Genomic DNA, 4,226 nt, shown 5'->3' on the forward strand with positions numbered 1-4,226 from the left:
CACGCCCGAGCCGATCCGCTTTTCCAAACCACCGCTGGAGCTGGCCGTGCAGGCCGGGCCGCGCGCGCTGCGGCTGATCGGGGTGCATGCCAAATCCAAGGCCCCGCATGGCGCCCGCACGGCCGCCGATGCCAGCCGCATCGGGATCGAGAACCGCCGCAAGCAACTGGCGGAATGCCTGTGGCTGCGCGCCCGGGTCGAGGCGCATCTGGATCGCGGCGACAGCCTGCTGGTGATGGGGGATTTCAACGATGGGCCGGGCCTCGACGAGTTCGAGCGCCTGTTCGGCCATTCCGGCGTCGAGGTCGTGCTGGGGGCCGCCTGCCCGCCAGAGCGACGGCTTTACGATCCCCATGCCGAGATGGCGCAGTTCAGCCGCTTGCAACCCACGACAGCCCGGTTCTGGAGCCCCGACTGGCAGCGCTATTTCGAGGCGCTGCTGGATTTCATCATGGTCTCGCCCGATCTGGCGGCGCAGCGCCCGCGCTGGCGGATCTGGCATCCGCTGAATGACCCGAAATGCTGGGCGGTGCCGGAATTGCGCGCCGCGCTGCTGACCGCCTCGGACCATTTCCCTGTGACAATCGACCTCTAAATTCCCCCTTGGTGCCCGGCCCGGCCCTCCCCATATTGGGGCCAGCCCAAGACCGGAGATCCAGATGCGCCGCCTCATCCTGCCCTGCGTCCTTGCCCTCAGCCTCACCACCCCCAGCCTCGCCCAAGAAACCGAGGAACCGGGCCTGATGGAACGCGGCTTGTCGATGTTCTTTGAAGGCCTGATCGGCGAGGTGGCGCCGGAACTTGACAAGATGCAGCAGGCTTTGCAGGACATGCAGCCGCAGATGGAAAAGCTGGTCGCGCTGATGGGCGATGTGCAACATTACGAGGCGCCGGAGCGCCTGCCCAATGGCGACATCCTGATCCGCCGCAAGGCCGGCGCCCCGCCGCCGCCTGCCCTGCCTGAAGGCACCTCAGACGCCCCGCCTGCCGGCAGCACCGATCTCTGACCCTTTCAACCTGACCCAAATATCCTCAGGGGGTGAATGGGCCGCAAGGCCCAGAGGGGGCGCGAGCGCCCCCGCCTTCTATCAATCCAATGGGGGCGCGAGCGCCCCCTGCCTTAGCCCAGGATGGACGCCTCGCGCCGCGCCGGGCAGGCCTGTTCCGGGCAAATCCGGCAACTCGCCCCCACCCGCAGCGCAGGCGCGGGCGCGACGGGGGGCAAGGGCGTCAGCAGCATCGCGGCCTGCCGCACCTCCACGCCCTCAAACCCGCCGGGATGGCGCGCCTCGCCCCAGGCCCGCACCGCGAAGCGCTCGCCCCGCCGCCCCGCCACCTCGATACTGGTTGCCAGCGGCTGGCCGGGCCGGGCCAGCGCCGCAAAGACCGGCCAGAGCGCGCAGGCCGCGCCAAAGCGCGGCGGGCGAAAGCCTGCCACCGGCTTGCGAAAGATCAGCGCCCCGGCGGCATCACAGATCACCAGACCGGCCTCGGCCCCCGGCCACAGCGCGATGCGCCGCATCACCGCCAGCACCGGCGCGCCAAACTGTTGTGCCAGTCGCAAGGGATCGCCCGCCTGGGCCTGCATGGCCGCGGCAAAATCCGCCTCCGGCAGGGCAGCCGCATCGGCCTCGGCCTGCGCCACCAGCCGCGCGGCCATTTCGCGCGCGACCGGCGCCGACAGCCCGTCAAAGCGCGCCTCCCCGGCCAATTGCCAATCCCGCCCGGCAAGCCATTGATCCAGCTCATCCTCGGGCGAGGTGCCCCCCGGTGCCGCCGCCTCGCCCGTGCCCTCCAGATAGGCCACCAGGCTGCCGGCGCCCTGCGCCAGCCGCTCGCTGTCGGCGTAAAGATTGGCATGGAAGCGGGCGCGCCATTCGGCATCCAGATCCTCGGTCTGCGCCAGAATCCCGGCGGTCGAGCGCACCGAACTGACCGCCGACAGCACCTCATGCAGCGCCTGTTCCAGCTGCGGATCATGGGCGATACGGTCATTCAGCGCCGCCACCGCGCGTTCCAGCTGCGCCACCCGCGCCTGAAGCCCCAGCGTCAGCCCCGCCCAGCCGGGAAAGCGGCCCAGATATTCCTCCAGCCGGTCAAGCTCCACCGCCTCGCCGCCCGGCTCGCCCGCCGCCGCGCGCAAGCCCTCGGCCAGCCCCGCCGCGCTGCCCGCCTCCAGCGCCGCCACCTCGACCCCCAGCACGCCCGCCAGCCGCAGCAGCACATCCCCGGCCACCCGGCGGCGGTTGTGTTCGATCAGGTTGAGATAAGAGGCCGAAATGCCCGCCGCCGCCGCCAACTCGGCCTGCCGGAGGCCAAGCGCGATGCGCCGCTCGCGCAACCGACTGCCGGTGAGTTCGTTCAAGGGCATGGCACCACCTCCGCAGCGCGGAATTTACACATTACAGTAAAATTTACAAAGCCCGGAAATGCGACAGGCGCGCCGGTTGCCCGACGCGCCTGCCCTTCGCCCGATCCGGCGCTTATTGCAGCGCCTTGTCGGTGATCTGATGCGTCCAGGCCCCTTCCGGTGCCTTGGTGATCACCGGGTCCGAGCCGCCCGACATCAGCGCCGCCACCGTGCGGTCGTAATCGGCCGCATCCAGCGCCCCATTGCTGCCCGCCGTCAGCTTGGCGATCTCGCCCATCATGCGTTTTTGATGGCTTTCGGTCTGAGCGCCGGTCTCGTCATTTTCCAGCACGATCATCGCCGCCTCATCCGCATTCGCCTCGGCATATTTCCAGCCTTTCATGCTGGCGCGGACGAATTTCACCATCTTCTCTTCAAAGGCGGGGTCTTTCAGCTTGTCTTCCAGCACATAGAGGCCGTCTTCCAGCGTCGCCACGCCTTCATCCTCATATTTGAAGGTCACCAGATCCTCGGGCTTCACGCCCGCGTCGATCACCTGCCAATATTCGTTATAGGTCATGGTCGAGATGCAGGCCGCCTGTTTCTGCAACAGCGGATCGACGTTGAACCCCTGCTTCAGCACCGTCACATCGCTGCCATCGGTCTTGAGCGCCAGCTTGTTCATCCAGTTCAGGAACGGGTATTCATTGCCGCCAAACCAGACGCCCAGCGTCTTGCCCTTGAAATCGGCCGGGGTCGCCACGCCGCTTTCCTTCAGGCAAGTCAGCATCATGCCCGAGGATTTGAAGGGTTGCGCGATGTTCACCAGCGCCAGCCCCTTTTCGCGGGCCGCAAGGGCCGAGGGCATCCAGTCCACCACCACATCGGCGCCGCCGCCAGCGATCACCTGCGTGGGGGCCACATCCGGGCCGCCGGGCAGGATGGTGACATTAAGCCCCTCCTCCTCGTAAAAGCCCTTGGCCTGGGCCACATAATAGCCCGCGAACTGGGCCTGGGTGACCCATTTCAATTGCAGCGTCACATCCTCGGCATGGGCTGCGCCCGCCAGCAGAAGACCCATGGCCGCCGTCAGCAGTTTCTTCATCGTCAAACCTCCATGTTGTCCGGGTTTGCCCCGGTTTTTCAGGTGTCTCAGTGCCGTTGTGACGGGTGCCAGAAGGTCACCCGTTTCTCGATCAGCGCCACCGCGCCGAAAAAGGCCGACCCCGCAAGGGCCGCCACCGCGATCTCGGCCCAGATCATCGGCAGGCCAAGGCGCCCGATCTCGGCGGTGATGCGGAACCCCATGCCCACGATGGGGCTGCCAAAGAACTCGGCCACGATGGCGCCGATCAGCGCCAGCGTGGTGGCAATCTTCAAGCCGTTGAACAGAAAGGGCATGGCGGCCGGCAGGCGCAGTTTCAGCAAGCTTTGCCAATAGCTTGCCCCATAGGTCGCCATCAGGTCGCGCTGCATCGGGTCGGTGGCGCGCAAGCCCGCCACCGTGTTCACCAGCACCGGGAAGAACACCATGATCACCACCACCGCCGCCTTGGACTGCCAGTCAAAGCCGAACCACATCACCATGATGGGCGCGACGCCGACAATCGGCAAGGCCGCAACGAAGTTGCCCACCGGCAAAAGCCCGCGTTGCAGGAAGGGCGAGCGGTCGATCAGCACCGCGACCAGCACCGCCGCGCCACAGCCCAGGGCATAGCCGGTCAGCGCGCCCTTCACAAAGGTCTGCACGAAGTCGGCCCAAAGCGTCGGCAGGCTGCCGGTGATCTGCGCCCAGATCGCCGAGGGCGCGGGCAGGATCACCGGGCTGATGTCGAATTTGCGAACGGTAATTTCCCAGAGATACAACAAGGTCAGC

The 4,226-nt window shown here is 67.1% G+C and carries 5 protein-coding genes; 2 read left to right on the forward strand and 3 right to left on the reverse strand.

What is annotated here, in order from left to right; translation table 11 throughout:
* Together JNN06_RS17200 and JNN06_RS17205 are read left to right on the forward strand one after the other, a co-directional pair.
* On the forward strand, positions 1-595 hold a 595-nt coding region (locus JNN06_RS17200), incomplete at its 5' end, for an endonuclease/exonuclease/phosphatase family protein (RefSeq protein ID WP_366813025.1).
* Between the two features lie 64 nt (positions 596-659).
* A complete protein-coding gene (locus JNN06_RS17205) occupies positions 660-1,007 on the forward strand; it encodes a hypothetical protein (RefSeq protein ID WP_291240819.1) in 348 nt (115 codons plus the stop codon).
* A gap of 113 nt (positions 1,008-1,120) precedes the next feature.
* Here the strand turns inward: JNN06_RS17205 and JNN06_RS17210 are convergent, their stop codons facing one another.
* From JNN06_RS17210 to JNN06_RS17220, 3 genes are all read right to left on the reverse strand, one after another.
* A complete protein-coding gene (locus JNN06_RS17210) occupies positions 1,121-2,371 on the reverse strand; it encodes a helix-turn-helix domain-containing protein (protein WP_291240820.1) in 1,251 nt (416 codons plus the stop codon).
* 112 nt (positions 2,372-2,483) lie between these two features.
* Positions 2,484-3,455 (reverse strand): ABC transporter substrate-binding protein, encoded by a 972-nt coding sequence (locus tag JNN06_RS17215; protein ID WP_291240821.1) that lies wholly within the window; start codon positions 3,453-3,455, stop codon positions 2,484-2,486.
* A 47-nt stretch (positions 3,456-3,502) separates the two neighbouring features.
* Positions 3,503-4,226, reverse strand: a 724-nt coding sequence (locus JNN06_RS17220; RefSeq protein WP_291240822.1) for an ABC transporter permease, incomplete at its 5' end; no start/stop codon positions are given.

It is taken from the genome of Gemmobacter sp. (genome assembly GCF_016792925.1).
Taxonomy (GTDB): domain Bacteria; phylum Pseudomonadota; class Alphaproteobacteria; order Rhodobacterales; family Rhodobacteraceae; genus Gemmobacter.